This is a genomic window from Streptomyces sp. NPDC040610 (assembly GCF_055594065.1).
The window spans coordinates 39,528-57,137 of record NZ_JBVIXA010000005.1 but is presented as its reverse complement, the minus strand read 5'-3'; the positions used below and the strand labels follow the sequence as shown (position 1 = coordinate 57,137).

16 protein-coding genes are annotated in these 17,610 nt (G+C 71.2%); 11 read left to right on the top strand and 5 right to left on the bottom strand.

Annotated elements, in window-relative coordinates; translation table 11 throughout:
• Positions 1-75 precede the first annotated feature (75 nt).
• Entirely contained in the window at positions 76-1,011 is a 936-nt protein-coding gene (locus ACZ6AA_RS19005) for a 1-phosphofructokinase family hexose kinase (protein WP_468457439.1), read from the top strand.
• Positions 1,012-1,126: 115 nt separating this feature from the next.
• On the opposite strand, the gene ACZ6AA_RS19000 is transcribed toward ACZ6AA_RS19005, so the two are convergent.
• Positions 1,127-2,164, bottom strand: a complete 1,038-nt coding sequence (locus ACZ6AA_RS19000; RefSeq protein WP_468457441.1) for a carbohydrate-binding protein — start codon at positions 2,162-2,164, stop codon at positions 1,127-1,129.
• A 238-nt stretch (positions 2,165-2,402) separates the two neighbouring features.
• Entirely contained in the window at positions 2,403-4,079 is a 1,677-nt protein-coding gene (cdgB, locus tag ACZ6AA_RS18995) for a diguanylate cyclase CdgB (protein WP_468457443.1), read from the bottom strand.
• Positions 4,080-4,658: 579 nt separating this feature from the next.
• Here cdgB and ACZ6AA_RS18990 point away from each other — a divergent pair.
• A complete protein-coding gene (locus ACZ6AA_RS18990; protein WP_030363498.1) occupies positions 4,659-5,177 on the top strand; it encodes a flavin reductase family protein in 519 nt (172 codons plus the stop codon).
• 98 nt (positions 5,178-5,275) lie between these two features.
• On the opposite strand, the gene arfB is transcribed toward ACZ6AA_RS18990, so the two are convergent.
• Positions 5,276-5,719, bottom strand: a complete 444-nt coding sequence (arfB, locus tag ACZ6AA_RS18985) for an alternative ribosome rescue aminoacyl-tRNA hydrolase ArfB (protein ID WP_468457546.1) — start codon at positions 5,717-5,719, stop codon at positions 5,276-5,278.
• A gap of 252 nt (positions 5,720-5,971) precedes the next feature.
• Between arfB and ACZ6AA_RS18980 the strand changes: the two genes are divergently transcribed.
• From ACZ6AA_RS18980 to ACZ6AA_RS18965, 4 genes are all read left to right on the top strand, one after another.
• A complete protein-coding gene (locus tag ACZ6AA_RS18980) occupies positions 5,972-6,547 on the top strand; it encodes a TerD family protein (protein WP_030363500.1) in 576 nt (191 codons plus the stop codon).
• 188 nt (positions 6,548-6,735) lie between these two features.
• On the top strand, positions 6,736-7,371 hold the full coding sequence (locus tag ACZ6AA_RS18975; RefSeq protein ID WP_471459023.1) for a PadR family transcriptional regulator: 636 nt from the start codon (positions 6,736-6,738) through the stop codon (positions 7,369-7,371).
• On the top strand, positions 7,368-8,453 hold the full coding sequence (locus ACZ6AA_RS18970) for a hypothetical protein (protein ID WP_471459021.1): 1,086 nt from the start codon (positions 7,368-7,370) through the stop codon (positions 8,451-8,453). Before ACZ6AA_RS18975 ends, ACZ6AA_RS18970 begins: the two co-directional genes overlap by 4 nt.
• A gap of 175 nt (positions 8,454-8,628) precedes the next feature.
• Entirely contained in the window at positions 8,629-9,153 is a 525-nt protein-coding gene (locus ACZ6AA_RS18965; RefSeq protein ID WP_471459020.1) for a GNAT family N-acetyltransferase, read from the top strand.
• Positions 9,154-9,241: 88 nt separating this feature from the next.
• On the opposite strand, the gene ACZ6AA_RS18960 is transcribed toward ACZ6AA_RS18965, so the two are convergent.
• Entirely contained in the window at positions 9,242-10,705 is a 1,464-nt protein-coding gene (locus ACZ6AA_RS18960; protein WP_468481250.1) for a M1 family metallopeptidase, read from the bottom strand.
• An 81-nt stretch (positions 10,706-10,786) separates the two neighbouring features.
• On the bottom strand, positions 10,787-11,344 hold the full coding sequence (locus tag ACZ6AA_RS18955) for a GlcG/HbpS family heme-binding protein (protein ID WP_468457548.1): 558 nt from the start codon (positions 11,342-11,344) through the stop codon (positions 10,787-10,789).
• Positions 11,345-11,906: 562 nt separating this feature from the next.
• Between ACZ6AA_RS18955 and ACZ6AA_RS18950 the strand changes: the two genes are divergently transcribed.
• The 5 genes from ACZ6AA_RS18950 to ACZ6AA_RS18930 all read left to right on the top strand — a co-directional run bounded on the left by ACZ6AA_RS18950 (position 11,907) and on the right by ACZ6AA_RS18930 (position 17,590).
• Positions 11,907-13,496, top strand: a complete 1,590-nt coding sequence (locus ACZ6AA_RS18950) for a sensor histidine kinase (protein ID WP_471459438.1) — start codon at positions 11,907-11,909, stop codon at positions 13,494-13,496.
• Complete coding sequence (locus ACZ6AA_RS18945; RefSeq protein ID WP_471459018.1) at positions 13,486-14,211, top strand: response regulator; 726 nt, start codon at positions 13,486-13,488, stop codon at positions 14,209-14,211. Before ACZ6AA_RS18950 ends, ACZ6AA_RS18945 begins: the two co-directional genes overlap by 11 nt.
• 165 nt (positions 14,212-14,376) lie before the next feature.
• Complete coding sequence (locus ACZ6AA_RS18940; RefSeq protein WP_471459016.1) at positions 14,377-14,877, top strand: hypothetical protein; 501 nt, start codon at positions 14,377-14,379, stop codon at positions 14,875-14,877.
• A 247-nt stretch (positions 14,878-15,124) separates the two neighbouring features.
• A complete protein-coding gene (locus tag ACZ6AA_RS18935; RefSeq protein WP_468457457.1) occupies positions 15,125-16,378 on the top strand; it encodes an NAD(P)-binding protein in 1,254 nt (417 codons plus the stop codon).
• A gap of 159 nt (positions 16,379-16,537) precedes the next feature.
• Positions 16,538-17,590 (top strand): zinc-binding dehydrogenase, encoded by a 1,053-nt coding sequence (locus ACZ6AA_RS18930; RefSeq protein ID WP_471459014.1) that lies wholly within the window; start codon positions 16,538-16,540, stop codon positions 17,588-17,590.
• Positions 17,591-17,610 lie beyond the last annotated feature (20 nt).

Here is a 17,610-nt window from a genome sequence, read left to right as displayed (position 1 = left end):
TCTTTTTGGCATGATCAGGGCCCGAAAGCCGCACGCGCACGCAGCACGCGGATCCGTGGTCCCGGGGGTGAAGCAGTGATCGTCACGGTCACGCTGAACGCCGCCCTGGACATCACGTACAAAGTGCCCTCCCTCATCCCGCACACCTCGCACCGCGTCACCGAAGTGACCGAACGCGCGGGCGGCAAGGGCCTGAACGTCGCCCGTGTGCTCGCCGCCCTCGGCCACGACGTGACGGTGACCGGCTTCGCGGGCGGCGACACCGGCCGCACCCTGCGCGACCACCTCGCCGGTGTGCCCGGCGTCCGGGACGGCCTGCGCCCCGTCGCGGGCGCCACCCGCCGCACCCTGGCCGTCGTGGACGCCCGCAGCGGCGACACCACGCAGCTCAACGAGCCGGGCCCGACCGTCTCGCCCACCGAGTGGGCCGGATTCCTCAGCTCCTACGAGGAGTTGCTGACCGGCGACGACGTGACGGCCGTGGCCCTGTGCGGCAGCCTCCCGCCCGGCGTGCCGGTGGGCGCGTACGCCCTCCTGATACGCGCCGCGCGCGCCGCCTCCGTACCCGTACTCCTCGACACCAGCGGCGAACCACTGCGCCGCGGCGTCGCCGCCCGTCCCGACATCGTCAAGCCCAACGCCGACGAACTCGCCGAACTCACCGGCGCCCACGAGCCGTCCCAGGCCACCCGCGACGCCCGCCGCCGCGGCGCCCACGCCGTCGTGGCCTCCCTCGGCCCCGAAGGCCTCCTCGCCCTCACCCCCGACGGCACCTGGCGCGCCAAGCCCCCCACCCCGGTCCACGGCAACCCCACCGGCGCAGGCGACTCAGCCGTGGCAGGCCTGCTCTCCGGCCTCGTCCGCCATCTCCCCTGGCCGGACCGCCTGTCCCGGGCGGTGGCCCTGTCGGCGGCGACGGTAGCGGCCCCCGTGGCAGGAGAGTTCGACGCGGCGGTCTACGAGGACGTCCTACCGAAGGTAGCGGTGACAGGAAAACCACCCGCGGCATGACCAACCAACGAGTGGCGCAGCCCCTTTTGATCCCGCCCCGGCGAATTTTTCAGCCCATCTCGCAGGAACTTTCCGGCCGGCCCACAGCCGGGAAGGGGCGGGATCGGGGAACACCTCACTCCTTGACGTGCCCAGCCTTCAACCAGACCCGATCAAGCACAGCATCACACTTGTCCCCCGACTGACAGGACACGGTGACCGTGTTGGTCCCCTTGTTGAGCTGGACGAAGGCAAAGGTCTTCGTCCACCCCTTGTCCCACGCCCCCTCCTTGGCCCCGGTGAAGTTGTCCATGTTCAACTTCCGCCCGGAGGCGGTCCCGTTGATCCCGAGCGTGGTCTCCGCGGCCTTGCCCGGCACGGAGTACCCCACGAAGACGGTGTAGGCCCCGCTCTTGGGAATCCCGTCGACGGTCCACGTGACCTGCGCACCGGGCTTGTTGAGCCCGGCGACGTACACGCCACCCGCGGACTGCGCCCCCTTGATGTCGGAGGCGGTGGTGGTGCCGCCCTCCAGCTTGAGGGCCTTGGCGTCGGACTCGGGCAGCTCGGCGTCGTCCTTGTCGTCGTCCTTGGACGCGGAGGGGCTCGGCGCGTCGGTCTCGGACTGGCTGACCTTCGACCCCGGCTTCTTCGCGTCGTCCTCGCCGCCGTCGTCACCCCCGCCGAAGACCATCGCGGCACCGATGCCGACGGCCACGACGGCGACGACGGCGATGGCGCCGACCAGCAGCCCCTTGGTGTTGGGCCCGCGGCCACGACCACCGCCACCGGCGGGCGCGTACGAGCCGGGCGCTCCGGGCCCGCCGGCCTGCCGCATGGGCGCGGTGACGCCGGGCTGCGCCTCGGGCGCCGCGTAGTGGGCGTTGGGCTGCCCGTAGGCCTGCTGCGGGGCCTGCTGGCCGTACGCGGGCTGCTGACCGTACGCCGGGGCCTGGCCGGGGGCGGGAGGCTGGCCCTGGGCCTGCTGCCCGTACTGGCGCTCTCCGACCGCGCGTACGTGGTTGTACGAGGACCGCGGCCCCGGGTAGCCGTACCCGCCGCCCGAGGGCGGTGTCGCACCGGCCGCCTGGCCGTCTGCGTACAGGTAGCCGAACGGGTCGTCATCGCCCTCTGGCGCGCGCGGCGTGTGCTCGCCGTTATTGCCGGGCGTCATTCGCAGGTCACTCCCTCGCATCGCGGATGCGGGCGAGCCTACCCGCTCCGGGTGACCGCCCGAGTTGACGTTGACTTCTTCCAGGACATGGGCGGGGACATCGGCCGGAACACCGTCGGTCGCACCCGCCGGGGCGTCCACGCCGGGGCGCTCCGCACACCGCATCCGTTACCGCGTACGGGAGTTCAGGCCCCTACCGCGCGCACGGCGCACAGGCGGCGCGCTCGCGTGCGCGCGCTCACCCGGCCCGCCGGTGCTGCTTGGCCCGCGACCTTTTCTCCACATACATCCGCTGGTCGGCGGAGTGCAGCACTTCGTCCGCGGACATCCCGCAATGTGCCCATCCGATGCCGAAGCTGGCGCCGACGCGCACCGCGCGCCCGTCCACCCTGATCGGCGGGATGATCGCGTTCCGCAGCCGCACCGCGAGGTCCTGCGCGTCGGCCCGGCCGAGCCCGTCGGCGAGCACCACGAACTCGTCGCCGCCGAGCCGCGCCACCGTGTCCCCGTCCCGGACACCGCTGGTCAGACGGCGGGCGACCTCGATCAGGACGGCGTCACCGGTGTGGTGCCCGAAGCGGTCGTTGATCGACTTGAAGCCGTCGAGGTCGCAGAAGAGGACGGCGAGGCCCTTGGTGCCGTCGTCCGGTGCGGTCTCGTCGGGCGGGGCGACTGTATGGACGTGGTGGTCGAAGCCGTCGCCGTGCGCCCCCGCGTGCGCGCCCCCGGAGGGCCCGTGCCCGTGCCCGATGGCGTGCCCCGACGCGTACAGCCCGCTGTTGTCGTACGCCGCGTCCAGCGAGTCCACCGTGGACGGCTGACCCGCGTGCGGCCTGCGACAGAGCCGGGAGCTGAGGCGGGCGCGCAGCTCGGCGGAGTTCGGCAGGCCGGTCAGGGAGTCGTGCGAGGCGCGGTGCGCGAGCTGCAGCTCACGGCGCTTGCGCTCCTCGATGTCCTCGACGTGGGTGAGCAGAAACCGGGGCCCGTCCGCGGCGTCCGCGACCACCGAGTTCCGCAGCGACACCCACACATACGTGCCGTCGCGCCGCGCGAACCGCAGCTCGGCCCGCCCGCCCTCGGCCGATGTGCGCAGCAGCGTCCCGATGTCCTCGGGGTGCACCAGGTCGGAGAAGGAGTAGCGGCGCATCGCGGACGCGGGGCGGCCGAGCAGCCGGCACAGCGCGTCGTTCGTGCGCAGGATCCGCCCGTGCTGGTCGCCGCCCATCTCGGCGATGGCCATGCCGCTGGGCGCGTACTCGAAGGCCTGCCGGAAGCTCTCCTCGCTGGCCCGCAGCGCCTGCTGCTCGCGCTCCAGGCGGACCAGGGCGCGCTGCATGTTGGCGCGCAGCCGGGCGTTGCTGATGGCGATGGCCGCCTGGAAGGCGTACATCTGGAGCGCCTCGCGCCCCCACGCGCCCGGGCGCCGTCCGTTGCGCGGCCGGTCCACGGAGATCACGCCGATCAGCTCGCCGCCGGACGACCCGGTCGCGTACATGGGCGCGAAGAGCCGGTCCGAGGGGTGCCACTCGTCCTCGAAGCGCGGCTCGGGGCCTTCGGTGTACCACTGCGGCACATCGTCCTCGTCGAGGACCCAGCCCTCCGTGTACGGGATGAAGCGCAGCGCCCCCCAGGCCTCGCCCATGGCCAGACGGCGCTCCCAGGACTCCCGGGAGCCGACGCGGCCGGTGATCAGGGCCTCGGCGGCCGGGTTGCCCGCGAACGCGGCGACGACGAGATCGCCGTCCGGGCGTACGAGATTGACGCACGCCAGCTCATAGCCAAGGCCGTTGACCACGCCGTCGGCGACGGTCTGCAGCGTGTCCGCGAGGCTGCGGGCCGTGTTGAGGTCCGCAACCACCTGATGCAGCTGCCGCAGGGTCGCAAGACGGACGTACGGCTCCGACTCGGTCTCCATGCTCGCTCTCCCCGAGACCTCGACAGCAACTCCAGGATCCGCAGCGTCCTCAGTGTCCGTAACTCTGAAACTCTGAATCTCTAGCTCTGACTCTGAAACTCTGAATCTCTAGCTCTGGCTCGCTGACTCTCCGCCGTGCGTTCCCTCGCGCCCCGTCGCGCTGTGGCGCCCCAGCGTCTGTGCCTGTACGTGCCTGTTCCGTGCCTGTCCGATTGCCACCGTCACTGAATCACAGCGAGCTGCCCACTCGGTACACAGGGTCAACAAAATATGGGCCCTGTGACTCAAGTCACAGGTGGGAGGTCCGATTTGAGCCCTGGAGTTGAGCCAAATTTGAGCTATGTGGAGGGTGTTGCACAAGCCTTGGCCAGGGGGCCACGGCACTGCACCACTGAGCCGCGAACCCTACGCCCCCACGGAGCCCGCCGTCCCCGGAAGTCCTAGGTCTCGCCCTAGGTCCCTCCTCGGCCCGGGGTCCGATGCGAAGCTCCCGAATCCACGACTAGCGTCAACAACGTGGCTGCCGATCTGACCTTCACGACCCAGACCCCGACCCCGTCCACCCCTCATCCTGTGGGGGTGAGCAACGACGAGTTCCGCGCCGCCATGTCCCGCCTGGCCGCGGGCGTGGTCCTGGTGACGGCCCAAGAGCCCCCGCTGGACCCGGACGACCCGACGGCCCCGGGCGGCGAGGACGTCGGCATGACGGCGACGGCCTTCCTCTCCGTGTCCCTGGACCCGCCCCTGGTCATGGTCAGCCTGCGCGAGGGCTCCCGCATGGACGACCTGCTCGCGGAACAGCCGCTGTGGGCGGTGTCGGTCCTGACCGAGAGCCAGCGGCACATCGCGGGCCGCTTCGCCATGAAGGGCCGCATCAGCGACCGGCTCCTCTTCGAGGACATCCCCTACGTACGCGGCGACATCACCGGCGCCCCCCTGGTCGGCGGCGCCCTCGCGACCCTTGAATGCCGCACGGAACAGACCGTGACGGCGGGCGATCACACCCTGGTCATCGGCCGCGTACTGACGGCGGAGCTGCCGAGCGCGGACGGGGGCCCACTCCTGTACTTCAAGGGCCGCTACCGCCAGCTGGGCTAGCCGCCCGCGCGGCCACCCGTCCCGGACCTGACCCCGGACGGCCTGGATCCGAACCCCGAACCCCGAACCCTGAACCCGGGGCTACCCCGAACCCGGAGCTACCCCCAGCCCTTCCCCGACCGCCCCTGCTTCGTCTCCCCGCGCCGCTTCTTCTCCCGCAGCCGCCGCTCGTTGATCCCGCGCGGGATGCGCGTGGCACGGCGCGGCTTGGGCGGCGGAGCGGTGGCCTCCGCGAGCAGGGAGGCGAGGCGGGTGGCCGCCATCTCCCTGTTCCGCCACTGCGACCGGTGCTCACTCGCCCGTACGCTGATGACGCCGTCCACGAGCCGCGACTCCAGCCGCTCCAGCGCCCGCTGCTTCCACACCTCGGGCAGCGCCTCCGTGCGCGCGAGGTCGAAGCGCAGCTCGACCTGCGAGTCGCTGGTGTTGACGTGCTGCCCGCCGGGCCCTGACGACCGCGAGAAACGCCACATCAGCTCGGCCTCGGGCAGCGAGACGGAACCACGGATGACGTGAGCGCGATGACCGGACATGTGCTCCATCGTCCCGCGTACGAACACCCCACGTCACCCGTTTTTCCCGCCCGTCCCCGCCCGCCCCCGCCCGAAGGCCGCATCGAGGACGGAGCCGCATCGAACGAGTAAAGAAAGTAAAGACAGTCCTCGGCATATGGAACCTTCGATACCCCCCTCGGCGTTCATAGGGGTGTCGGTAGCTTCGTCCCAGCACGAAGCCCGCAAAGTACGCACGTACTACACGGTTGTACTCACGCAACTAGGAAGGGACTCCCAACAATGGCTGTAAGCCTGTCCAAGGGCGGCAACGTCTCGCTCACCAAGGAGGCACCTGGCCTGACCGCCGTCACGGTCGGCCTCGGCTGGGACGTCCGCACCACCACGGGCACCGACTTCGACCTGGACGCCTCCGCCATCGCGGTGAACCCCCAGGGCAAGGTCTACTCCGACGCCCACTTCGTCTTCTTCAACAACAAGGCGACCCCGGACCAGACCATCGTCCACACCGGCGACAACGTCACCGGCCAGGGCGAAGGCGACGACGAGCAGATCAACGTCAACCTCGCGGGCCTCCCCGCCGACGTCGAGAAGATCGTCTTCCCGGTCTCGATCTACGACGCCGAGAACCGCTCGCAGAACTTCGGCCAGGTCCGCAACGCGTTCATCCGCATCGTGAACCAGGCCGGCGGCACCGAGATCGCCCGCTACGACCTCTCCGAGGACGCCGCCACCGAGACCGCCATGGTCTTCGGCGAGCTGTACCGCAGCGGCGCCGAGTGGAAGTTCCGCGCCGTCGGCCAGGGCTACGCCTCCGGCCTCGTCGGCATCGCGCAGGACTTCGGCGTCAACGTCTGAGGTTCCACCGCCTGGCGGACCAGCACCAAGCAAGGGCCCCGACCCCACCAGGCCGGGGCCCTTCGCCATGCCCCCACCCGCCTCACCCCTCCCCCACACCCCGACTGGCACTAACCCCTCCCCCCAACTATTCTCAATTCCCAACTAGTCGAGCAGACGTGACCGGAGAGAGAAGGGGGGACCCCGCCATGCCAGAAGCACCACGCGCAACCACCACGGGCTCGGCCTCCGGCACCGGCACCGGCACCGGCACCGGCACCGCAGGGTCCGAGACTGCGAGGACCGGCGCCGCAGGGACCGGCGCTCCGGGGACCGGCCCCACAGGGTCCGACGCCGCGCGCACCGGCGCCGTCAACACCGCCTGGACCCGGGCCGCCCTGCCCCTCTGCCTCCTGGCCATCCTCGACACCGAGAAGCAGAGCTACGGCTACGCCCTCCTCAACCACCTCGCCACCGCAGGCATCCCCGGCGTCAAGGCCGCCACCCTCTACCCGGCCCTCACCCGCCTCGAAGAGGACGGCTCCGTCGAGATCGAGTGGGGCGCCGGCGAGGGCGGCCCCGGCCGCAAGTACTACCGCATCACCGACGCGGGCCGATCCCGCCTGCACCACGACCGCACCGCCTGGGCCTCCTTCACCCACTCCGTCGCCACCCTCACCGGAACCGACGCACCCAACTCACCCCGTGCGCCCGGTGCACCCAGGTCACCCGGGACATCCGGCGCACCCAGCTCATTCGGTGCACCTGACACATCCGCCGAACCCGGCGAACCCGGCACGGCACGGCCCACACTTCACGCAGCGGAACCGGGGGAGCCGACATGACCAAGGACCGCCAGCCGAAGCTCACTTGGGAGCGCAAGGAGGACGAGGCCTGGGCCGCCTCCGTCGAGCTACGCCTCGTCCTCGACCACGACGCCCCCGCCGGCCTCGCCGCCGACGCCCTCGCCGAGGCCCACCAACTCGTCCACGAGGAAGGCCGCACCGCCCTCGACCTCCTCGGCGACCCCGACGCCTACGCCCAGTCCGTCGCCGACGAACGCATCCCCGAAGAACACCGCGCCCGCATCGACACCCACGGCCTCACCCCCGGCGAACGCGTCTCGAGCTCCTTCGTCACCCTCGGTATCGGCGGACTCCTCTTCTGCGGCTTCGAGTGGTTCCGCGACGGCCTCTGGGTCGGCATCGGCTGGCCCTCCTTCACCATCACCGCAGCAGTCGTCCTCGGTTCCACGCTGGCCTCCGCAGCCCTCGCGGCCCGCATCGCCGGCCGCGTCCGCGGCTCCTGGTACTTCGCAGCCGCCGCAGCCGGAACCGTCTGCGCGCTGGTCGGTGCCATCCCCTTCGTCCCCACGGGCCAACTCTTCGCCGTACCCGCACCCGTCCTGATGCTCGCCTGCCTCGCCCTCATCACCGCGGCCGCGAAGCTCCCCGACACCGCCATCGACCGCTGGTTCGCCCCTGCCCCTTGCAGCGATGACGACGCCTGGTTCGCCCGCCTCGACGGCCTCCTGCGCGGCCGCCACGCCATGGCGTCCGCCGAGGCCCGCGACCACATACGCGAGGCCCGCCACCACCTCGCCTCCACCCCCGGCGCCGAGCCCGCCGCCGACGTCTTCGGCGACGTCGAGGTCTACGCCCTCCGCCTCTCCGAAGGCCCCCGCCGCAACCAGCGCGTCGCCCGCCGCCAGTTCTACGGTTCCTGCTTCCTCGCCATCTGCCTCACCATCCTGCTCATCGGCAACCTGACCGACCCCGACCCCTCCCCATTCTGGCTCGCCGCCAACACGGGCGCCCTCGGCGCGACCCTCTGGTCCCTCCTCGGCGAATGGCGCCGCTCCACCAAACGCCCCACCCCCACCACCCCGGACCCCGGCAACTCCCCGTCCCCAGACGCCCGGCCCTAGCCTCGGCGCTCGATTCCCGGCCCGGACCTATCCCCGTCCTAGCCCCGGCTTTCGACTCCCCGTCCCAGCCCCGGCCTCGACGCATCACCCTGGACGCGCCCCTCTCCTCGCTCCCCGTGGCCCCGCCGTCCCGGGCTGCCGCCCCGTCCCCTAACGGGCGGCTAGCCTGCGCCGCATGATCCTCGAACCGCTCGCCTCCGCCGCCGACGGAACCTCCCCCGGCGACCTGCCCGGCCCCCTCCTCACGGAACTCACCGCCCTCTACGCCTCCAACCACGAGTTCTTCGCACTCAGCGGAGACTTCCCGGACGCGCACCACATCAGCACCGAACAGGTCGCCACCGCACTCGCCGACGAACTCTCCCAACCCGGCGCCGAAGTGCTCCTCGGCCGTTCCGAGGGCCGGCTCATCGGCGTCGTCGTCACCCTCGACCACCACCCCGACCCGGCCGACCCCGACCCCTGGATCGGCCTCCTCCTGGTGGACGCCCGAGTCCAACGCACGGGCCTTGGCCGCCGGTTGGCCACCGCCACCGAGAACCGCTTCCGCACCGCGGGTCGTACCGCCGTACGCCTCGCCGTCCTCGACAACAACCCGAAGGCCCTCGCCTTCTGGACCGCCCTCGGCTACGAACTCCTCGACCACCGCGAGGACACCCAACTCGGCCGCCCCTGCGCCGTATTGCGCAAGCCGCTGTAAGCGCGGGGCGCAGGGTGGCTCAAGTGGGGTCACACTCTGTGGCCTCTGCCCTATGGATCGGCGCCCTATGGATCGGCGCCTGATGGGCCTACGGGTTGTCCGGCTTCCCGTCCCCGTAGAGCCAGTCCGCCCACACCTTCTTCAGTTCCTCGCGGGCTTCATCGTCCCCCGCGTGCTTCTCGACGTAGGTCGTGAAGTCCTTGGTGTTCGCGTTCGCATGGCGGTACGTCTTCGCCCAGCCCTGGATGATGTCGTAGAACGTGTCGTCGCCGACCGTCTCGCGAATCTTGTGGATCACCATCGCTCCCCGGTCGTACACCGGTTCATCCGAGATGCTCGCGGCGTCCGGCTGCCTCGCCGGTGGGAAGTCCCAGAGGGCTTCGTCGTCCCCTTCCTCATACAGCGCGTCGAAGATGTCCTGCGCACTGTCCTCTCCGTTGTCCTCCTCCCACAACCACTCCGCGTAGCTGGCGAGGCCTTCGTTCAGCCACATGTCCTGCCATGTCTTCGGCGTGACCGAGTTGCCGAACCATTGGTGGGCCAGTTCGTGGACAAGCGTCGACGTGTCGACCTCGGACAGGGGGAACACCGGCTTGGTCTGGGTCTCCAGGGCATAGCCCAGGTTCACCCGGTCGTCGACGATCGCTCCGGTCGAGGAGAAGGGGTAGGTGCCGAAGTTCAGCTCCGCCCAGTCCATGATCTCGGGGATCTTCGAGAGGACCTTCTTGGCCTTCTTGTACTTGTCGTCCGGCAGTGTCGGATCGATCGCCGTGAACACCGGGATGCCGGAGTTCGACTCGGCCGTCATCGACTTCTCGGTGTCGTACTTACCGATCGCCACAGTCGCCAAGTAGGTCGCCATGGGCTCGGCGTTGTGCCAGGCGAACGTGGTGCGGCCGTTCGTCGTGGTCTCGTGCGTCAACTCGCCGTTGGAGATCGCCTTCAGCCCCTTGGGCACGGTGATCTTTATGTCGTATGCGGCCTTGTCGCTCGGGTGGTTGTTGCTCGGGAACCATGCCATCGAACCGGCGGGCTCGCCGACCGCGAGCGCGCTCTCCTCCCCCTTCAGCCAGCCCTCCTTGGATTCGTCCGCATCGGTGATCGTCTGCGGCGTCCCGGAGTAGCGAACGGTCGCGCGGAACGTCTCGCCCCGGTCAAGGTCGTCACGCGGGCGCACGGTCAGCTCGTCACCGGCGCGGTTGAAGCGGGCTTCCTTGCCCTCGACGGTGACCTCCTTGACGTCCAGGCCCTTGAGGTCGAGGTTGAAGGCGCTGAGCTTCTTGGTGGCACGGGCTGTGATTTCCGCCGTGCCGGTGAGATGGCGATTCTCCGGGTCGTAGCCGAGAGTCAGGCCGTAGTGCGCCACGTCGTATCCCCCGTTGCCGAGCTTTGGGAAGAACGGGTCGCGCACACCCGCGGCGCCGGGGGTTCCGTCGACCCCGCCGCCGGAGCAGGCGGTGAGGGCGGTCAGCGTCAGGGCGGCCAGGGCTGCGGGGGCGATACGGCGGGCGCGGGGCCCCTTGGTCAGGGGGGCGGTGGCTCGGTAGTTCACCTCGGTGATCCTATGGCCACCGCCCCGCGAGACCTCATGCCAGGGGCGTCAGCTGAGCGGCGTCAGCTCGGGCTGGAGCAGTCAGCGGTTGAGCGCCGCCACTCCCGCCTTCGCGAACTTCTCGTCCAGGTCACCGCTGGGCGCGCCCGCCACGCCTATGCCCGCGACCGGGGCTCCCTTGGCGGTGACCGGGGCGCCGCCCGCGAGGAAGAGCGTGCCGGGGATGTCCTTCAGGTTCGGCGTCTGGGTGAGGCGCTTGGCGAGCTCGGAGGTGGGGGCGTTCCACGACACGGCCGTGTAGGCCTTGCGCTCGGCGGACTCGTACGACTGCGGGCCGGCGCCGTCGCCGCGCAGCGTGACGATGGTGTTGCCGTTGCGGTCGACCACGGCGACCGTCACGCGCTGGTTCTCCTTCTTCGCGGCGTCCAGGGCGGCCTCCGCGGCCTTGGTCGCGGCGGCCACGTTGAGGTGCGTGGAGCTGGTGAGGTAGCGGTTGCCGGCGTCGGCGGTCACGGCGGCCTTGGCGGCGGCGTCCGGCGTACCGGCCGTGGCCGAGACCGTGCCGAACGTCGCGGCGGCGACCGTGGCCAGGGCCGCGGCAGAGGTGAGGATTCGCGTGCGCGGCGAGAGCTGCTTCATCGACTTCATGTCCGTTGACTCCTGTGCGAATGAGGGATGTTGAGAGTGGGCGGCGAGTCGATCCCCGCCTCGCAATCCATCGTCCGGCCGCTGACCGCCTCTCCCCGTCGGCACTACGGCTGCCTGCCGCGCCCGATTCGGCTGACGGCCATGTCAACCGATCGGTTGATCCGGCCCCTCGGCGCCACGAGCCAGAATGGGGATGTCTTCCCAGTTCAGGCGTGTGCGATCAGGCGCGTGCGGTCGTGCGCGTCATCGTGTGAGGTCAAGCGTGCGAGCGAGTCAGGCGCGTCGGACCGAGCGCACGGGACCAGGCGCACAAGATCAGATGGACAAGATCGGATGCGCAGGGTCGAGCACGCGGGACCAGGTACATGGGATCGGGCGCACGGGACCAGGCCCGTGCGGTCAAACGCGAGCGGCGGCCGAGAAGGAGGCCAGCGTGGAACGGCACACAGACGGCCTCGGCGCTGTCGAACAGCACCCGGACGGCCTCAGCGCCATGGATCAAGGCAAGGACGGCCTGCGCCGGGTGCGCCAGGACGAGGGCGGCGCCCCCGCCATGGATCAACAGACGTCCGGCCTCCACCCGGCGGACCCTGAGTCGCGCTGGCTCGGCCCCGTCATGCACACGGCGTTCTTCCTTCTCCTCGCCGCCTCCCTCACGCGCTTCCTCCTCCGCCACCCGGGTGAGCCCCGCACCCCAGGCGTCGTCGCCCTGTCCGTCGCCCTCGCCGTCCTCTATCTCCTCGGACCCGCACCCGGCGCCGGGCCCAGCGCCCGACGCCCGTTCTGGCTGGGCTCAGTGGTCGGCGCGTGGGTGGTCCTTGTCGTCCTCGCGCCGAGCTTCGCGTGGTGCGCGGTGCCCCTGTTCTATACGGGACTGCGCACGCTCCCGACGCGAGCGGCACTCGCCCTGGTCACAGCCCTCACCGCTCTCGTCGTCGCCGCGCAGCTGAGACTCGCCGGCAGTTTCGACCCCAACCTGGCCTTCGCACCACCCGCCGTCGCAGCCGTGGCCACCGCCATGTTCATCCACATGCAGCGGCAGACAGCGCAGCAGCGCGCCTTGATCGACGACCTGATCCGCACCCGACGTGAGCTGGCCGCCACCGAAAGACGCGAGGGCACCCTCGCCGAGCGCCAACGCCTCTCCATGGAGATCCACGACACCCTGGCCCAGGGCATGTCCAGCCAGCAGATGCTGCTGCAGGCCGCCGAGCGCGTGTGGGACACCGACCCGACGACAGCCCGCACCCACATCCGGACAGCGGCAGCCATCACCGAGCGCGGACTGGCAGAAGCCCGCAGATTCGTCCACGACCTGGCGCCCGCAGACCTCGCGGACGCCGGTTCCGACGACGGCGCAGCCCTGCCGTCGGCCCTGAGCACCCTGGCCGCACGCGAATCGGAAGCGGAGCTGGCCATCCGGTTCCACGCCGAGGGCAAACCCGTCCCCCTGCCCGGGAGAGCCCAGTCGGCGCTGCTCCGGATTGCGCAAGGTGCCCTTGCGAACGTACGCGAGCACGCGGACGCGAGCGCGGCCGCGTTGACGCTGACGTACCTGGACGACCAGGTGGTCCTCGACATCGCGGACAACGGGAAGGGGTTCGTGGTCGCGGGGGACGACGCGGGGTTCGTCGGCGGGCAGGGCGAGCAGGTGTCCGAGGTGGGGGACGACGCACGAGAGGGCGCGTCCTCGGGTGGTCGGCGAGGGCTCGGTTCGCGTGAGCCGGGTGCTCGGGCCAGGCGGGGTCATGGGCTGCCTGCGATACGGGCACGGGCTCGGCAGCTCGGGGGGACGCTGACGGTTGAGTCGGCGCCGGGCGAGGGGACGGTTCTGTCGGTCTCGATCCCCTTGACCGCGTCTTCGGCCACAGGCACAGGCACGGGCACGCCTGCGGCGACACCTTCGCCCACGCCGGGGGCCTCGCCCGCAACTCCGTCCACACCGACGCTTCCGCCCAGCGCCTCGCCCTCGCCCCCGCCACCGTCCCGGTCCACGCCGCCGTCCCAGTCCGCACCGCCGTCCCGGTCCACGCCGTCGGACCCTTCCGCCCCTTCCGCGCCGTCATCTCCGTCCCCAAGCCCGCCGCCCGCGGCGCCGCCGCCCTCCGATCCGCCGTCATCCGGGAGTGCCCATGAGCAGTAGTACGCCCACGAGCGAGCCGGTGCGGCTGTTGGTGTGTGACGACCATGTGGTGGTGCGTGCCGGGTTGCTGGCGCTGTTGGCCAGTGCGTCGGGGATCGAGGTGATCGGTGAGGCCGGGACAGGTGAGGAGGCGGTGGCGCTGGCGGCCAAGTTGGCGCCGGACGTGGTGCTGATGGATCTGCAGCTGGGCCCGGGGATCGATGGTGTGGAGGCGACACGGCGCATCGCGGCCGGGGAGCGTGGTGGCGGTGGCGGTGGCGGTGGTGACAGCAACGGCGACAGTGGTGGCGGTGGTGACAGCGGGGAGGGGGGTGGTGGGGCGCCGCGGGTGCTGGTTCTCACCACGTATGACACCGATGCTGACATCACGCGGGCCATTGAGGCGGGGGCGACGGGGTATCTGCTGAAGGCCGAGCGGCCCGAGGAGTTGTTCGCGGCGATCCATGCGGCGGCGCAGGGGCGTACGGCGCTGTCGCCGCCCGTGGCGTCCCGGGTGATGGCGCAGATGCGGGAGCCGCGGCCCACGCTCACGGCCCGGGAGCTGGACATTCTCAAGCAGCTCGCGCAGGGGAAGGGGAATCGGGAGATCGCGAGGACGCTGTTCATCAGTGAGGCGACGGTGAAGACGCACCTGGGGCGGATCTACGACAAGTTGGGGGTGGATACGCGGGCGGGGGCGGTGGCGGTGGCCAAGGAGCGGCGGTTGCTTCCCTGAGAGCACCCCACGGCGGGCCCGAGGTCACCCCGAGGTGAGGCAAGGGCACCCCGAGGTGATGCGGAGACGTCTGGAGGCGATGCGGGTCCACCGCGAGGTGATGCGGGGGCGTCTGGAGGTGGTGCGGGGCGTGCCGAGGGTGGGGAGCGTGGCACCATCGGGCGCGTGCTCGATATTGGTTACGCCCTTTCTCGCCGTTTTCCGGACCCGCCGCAGATGGACTACCGCGTGGCGGATGTTCACGCGCTGCGGCACGACCTGTTCTGCGGGGATGTGTATCTGGCGGATACCAAGGCGGACCGGGAGGTGGGTACGGCGTGGGGGTGGGTGCCGGTGCTCGACTTCGCTTGGGCGCTGTGCGACATCGTGGAGCAGTTGGACCGGGATCCGCTGGGGAGCCGGGCGTCGAGGTCGCAGTTCGCGGAGCTGGACTTCACGGAGTCGACGGACCGGATGCTGTTCGAGCGGCGGTTCGGGTGGGTGGACATCGAGGCGGACTGGATGAGGGCGGAGGAGGAGCCGCTCACGTTCTCGCACGGGGAGTTGCGGAAGGAGGCGCGGGATTTCCTGCACGACTTGTTGGCCGACCTCATCGACATGCATGAGGAGCTGGGGGCGAATCCGGTGATCTGGACGTTGCAGGCACGGTTCCCGCGGGTGGGCTGACGTCTTCCGCTGGTGGGTCGACGTCCGGTCGGCAGGGTGGGACGCGGCCGTGGGCCAGGTCCGGCGGGGACCGGGACGGGGTCCGGGGTGAGGTCCGGGGTGAGGTCCCGGACGAGTCCAGGACGGGTCCGGGGCGGGGTCCTGGGCGGGGTCCGGTGGGGGGATGTCACATTCGGGGTGGGGGTGTGCGTCGTAGGGGTGAACGCGTTCTCGTGCCCGTGAGGGTTGACTGAAACGGAGGCCGCCCATGGCCCGCGCCACCCGTGCTCCCCACTCCCCAGGCCGTTCCCAGACCCAGATCACCGTGGTCGGTGGTGGGTTCGCCGGGCTTACCGCCGCCATCACGGCTGCGGAGGCCGGTGTACGTGTCACGTTGCACGAGGCGCACCACACGCTGGGAGGCAGGGCCCGGACGGCCGAGGGGGCGTACAAGACGAATGAAGGGCCGCATGCGCTGTACAGCGGTGGGCCGCACTGGACGTGGTTGAAGCAGCGGGGGCTGATCGGGGACCTCGCGCCGATCCCGCCGATCGAGGGGACGCGGCTGCGGCTCCGCCACCATGGGGCGCTGCGTCGTACGCCGCCGTTCGCGATGCTGAAGTTGTTGCGTCGGTCGCCGGAACAGGCGCCGGTGGATGTGGACTTCGCGACGTGGGCGGGCGCGCAGGTGGGTGAGGAGGGCGCGCGGGCGGCGGCGCACTACTCGGCGGTGGCGTTGTTCCACCACGACCCTGGTTCGCTGTCGGCGCGGTTCGTGCACACGAGGCTGCGGCGGGCCGCGAAGTTTCCGCCGGAGGCGCACTATCCGGTGGGTGGCTGGGGTGCGGTCATCGACCGGATGGCGGGCCTGGCGTGGAACCTGGGGGTGCGGGTGGAGACGTTGGCGCGGGTGGACGACGTCGGCGAGCTCACGGATCGGGGCCCGGTCGTCGTGGCAACGTCGCTGGACGCGGCGCGAGGGCTGCTGAAGGACGACACGCTGCGTTGGGAGAGCGGGCGCACGACGCTGGTGGATGTGGCGGTCAGGAGCCGCCGCGGGGATCTGTTCGCGGTGTCCGATCTGGATGGGACGGGGTGGGTGGAGCGGTTCACCACGCAGGACCGCACGCTCGCGCCCGCCGGTGAGCAGCTCATCCAGGCGCAGATCCCGCTCGGCCCGAAGGAGTCCAAGGCGGACGGTGTCGCCCGCGCCGAGGACCTGCTGGACCTCGGTTTCCGGGACTGGCGTGAGCGCGTGACATGGCGGCGGGCGAGCGTGGCGAACGGCCGCACCGGGGCACTCGACCGCCCCGGCACCACGTGGCGCGACCGGCCGGCGGTGGACCGGGGCGGGGACGTGTATCTCGCGGGGGATCAGGTGGCGGCGCCCGGCCTGCTGGCGGAGGTGTCGTTCAACAGCGCGATCGAGTCGGTGACGCTGGCGCTGGCCAGGAGGAGGGGGATGGCCGGTGGAGGGCGGCCGGGCGACGACACGCCCTGGGTCGACCTCAAGTCCGCGTGAGCGGGTCGGCCCCAAGCCTGCCCGAGCAGGTCGGGCTCAGATCCACCTGAGCGGGTTGACCTCAAGCCCGCTTGAGGTTGAAGAGTGGCGAAGGTCAGCAGTCCGGGCGGCCCTCAGCGGCCCGGACGCACCCCGACGCCACCCCCGCAAGGAGACCTCATGCGCGCCGTCCGCCTCCACACCTTCGGCCCCGCCGAGAACCTCACGTACGAGACGGTCGAGGACCCCCGGCCGACGGCGGGCCAGGTGCGTATCGCCGTCGCCGCGGCGGGAGTCCACCTCGTCGACACGGCGATCCGCGCGGGCGACAAGGGGCCGATGCCGGAGTTGCCCGCGCTGCCCACGGTCCCGGGCCGCGAGGTCGCCGGAACGGTCGAGTCCGTCGGGGCGGGCGTGCCCGCGGACTGGCTCGGCAAGCGCGTGGTCACGCACATCGGCTTCGCGCCCGGCGGGTACGCCGAGTTGACCGTGACCGACGCGGCCAGGCTGCACGAACTCCCCGATGACCTGGACTTCGCGGAGGCGGTGGCGTTGATCGGGACGGGGCGTACGACGATGGGGATCCTGCAGTTCGTGGAGTTGGACGAGGAGTCGGTGGTGCTGATTCCGGCGGCGGCGGGCGGGATCGGGACGCTGCTGGTGCAGTACGCGAAGCATGCCGGGGCGACGGTGGTGGGCCTGGCAGGCGGGCCCGCGAAGGTGGCGCGGGTGCGGGACAACGGCGCGGATCTGGCGGTGGATTACACCGACGCGGGGTGGCCGGACGAGGTGCGGGGGTACCTCAAGGGGCTCGGCGACGGCGGGCGCGGGGGCACCGGGAGTGGGGCAGGCGGGCGCGGGCGAGACGGGCGCGCGGTGACCGTCGTGTTCGACGGGGTGGGTGGGGCCGTGGGGCGGGCGGCCGTGGAGTTGCTGGGGGCGGGTGGGACGCATGTGACGTTCGGGTGGTCGGGGAAGGAGGGGCCGGTGACGCTCGGGGCGGACGAGCTCGCGGAGCGGAGGATCACGCAGGTCAACCCGTTGGGGGCGGCGATGATGGAGAGGGCGGGCGGGGAGAATCCGGTGCGGGTGCTCGAGCTGGCGGCGCTGGGGGCGTACGCCGGGGGGTACTTCACACCGGCGGTGCAGCGGTTCCCGTTGCGGGAGGCGGCTGCGGCGCACCGGGCGCTGGAGTCCCGGGGGACGTCGGGCAAGGTGGTGCTGATCCCGTAGCGGGTGGGCCGGGGCGGCGC

Coding starts and splice junctions, on each gene's coding strand:
- cdgB (WP_468457443.1), bottom strand. CDS start 4,079: ATGGAGACCGAGTCGGAGCCGTACGTCCGTCTTGCGACCCTGCGGCAG.
- ACZ6AA_RS18950 (WP_471459438.1), top strand. CDS start 11,907: ATGGATCAACAGACGTCCGGCCTCCACCCGGCGGACCCTGAGTCGCGC.
- ACZ6AA_RS18965 (WP_471459020.1), top strand. CDS start 8,629: ATGATCCTCGAACCGCTCGCCTCCGCCGCCGACGGAACCTCCCCCGGC.
- arfB (WP_468457546.1), bottom strand. CDS start 5,719: ATGGAGCACATGTCCGGTCATCGCGCTCACGTCATCCGTGGTTCCGTC.
- ACZ6AA_RS18980 (WP_030363500.1), top strand. CDS start 5,972: ATGGCTGTAAGCCTGTCCAAGGGCGGCAACGTCTCGCTCACCAAGGAG.
- ACZ6AA_RS18930 (WP_471459014.1), top strand. CDS start 16,538: ATGCGCGCCGTCCGCCTCCACACCTTCGGCCCCGCCGAGAACCTCACG.
- ACZ6AA_RS19000 (WP_468457441.1), bottom strand. CDS start 2,164: ATGACGCCCGGCAATAACGGCGAGCACACGCCGCGCGCGCCAGAGGGC.
- ACZ6AA_RS18935 (WP_468457457.1), top strand. CDS start 15,125: ATGGCCCGCGCCACCCGTGCTCCCCACTCCCCAGGCCGTTCCCAGACC.
- ACZ6AA_RS18955 (WP_468457548.1), bottom strand. CDS start 11,344: ATGAAGCAGCTCTCGCCGCGCACGCGAATCCTCACCTCTGCCGCGGCC.
- ACZ6AA_RS18975 (WP_471459023.1), top strand. CDS start 6,736: ATGCCAGAAGCACCACGCGCAACCACCACGGGCTCGGCCTCCGGCACC.
- ACZ6AA_RS18970 (WP_471459021.1), top strand. CDS start 7,368: ATGACCAAGGACCGCCAGCCGAAGCTCACTTGGGAGCGCAAGGAGGAC.
- ACZ6AA_RS18945 (WP_471459018.1), top strand. CDS start 13,486: ATGAGCAGTAGTACGCCCACGAGCGAGCCGGTGCGGCTGTTGGTGTGT.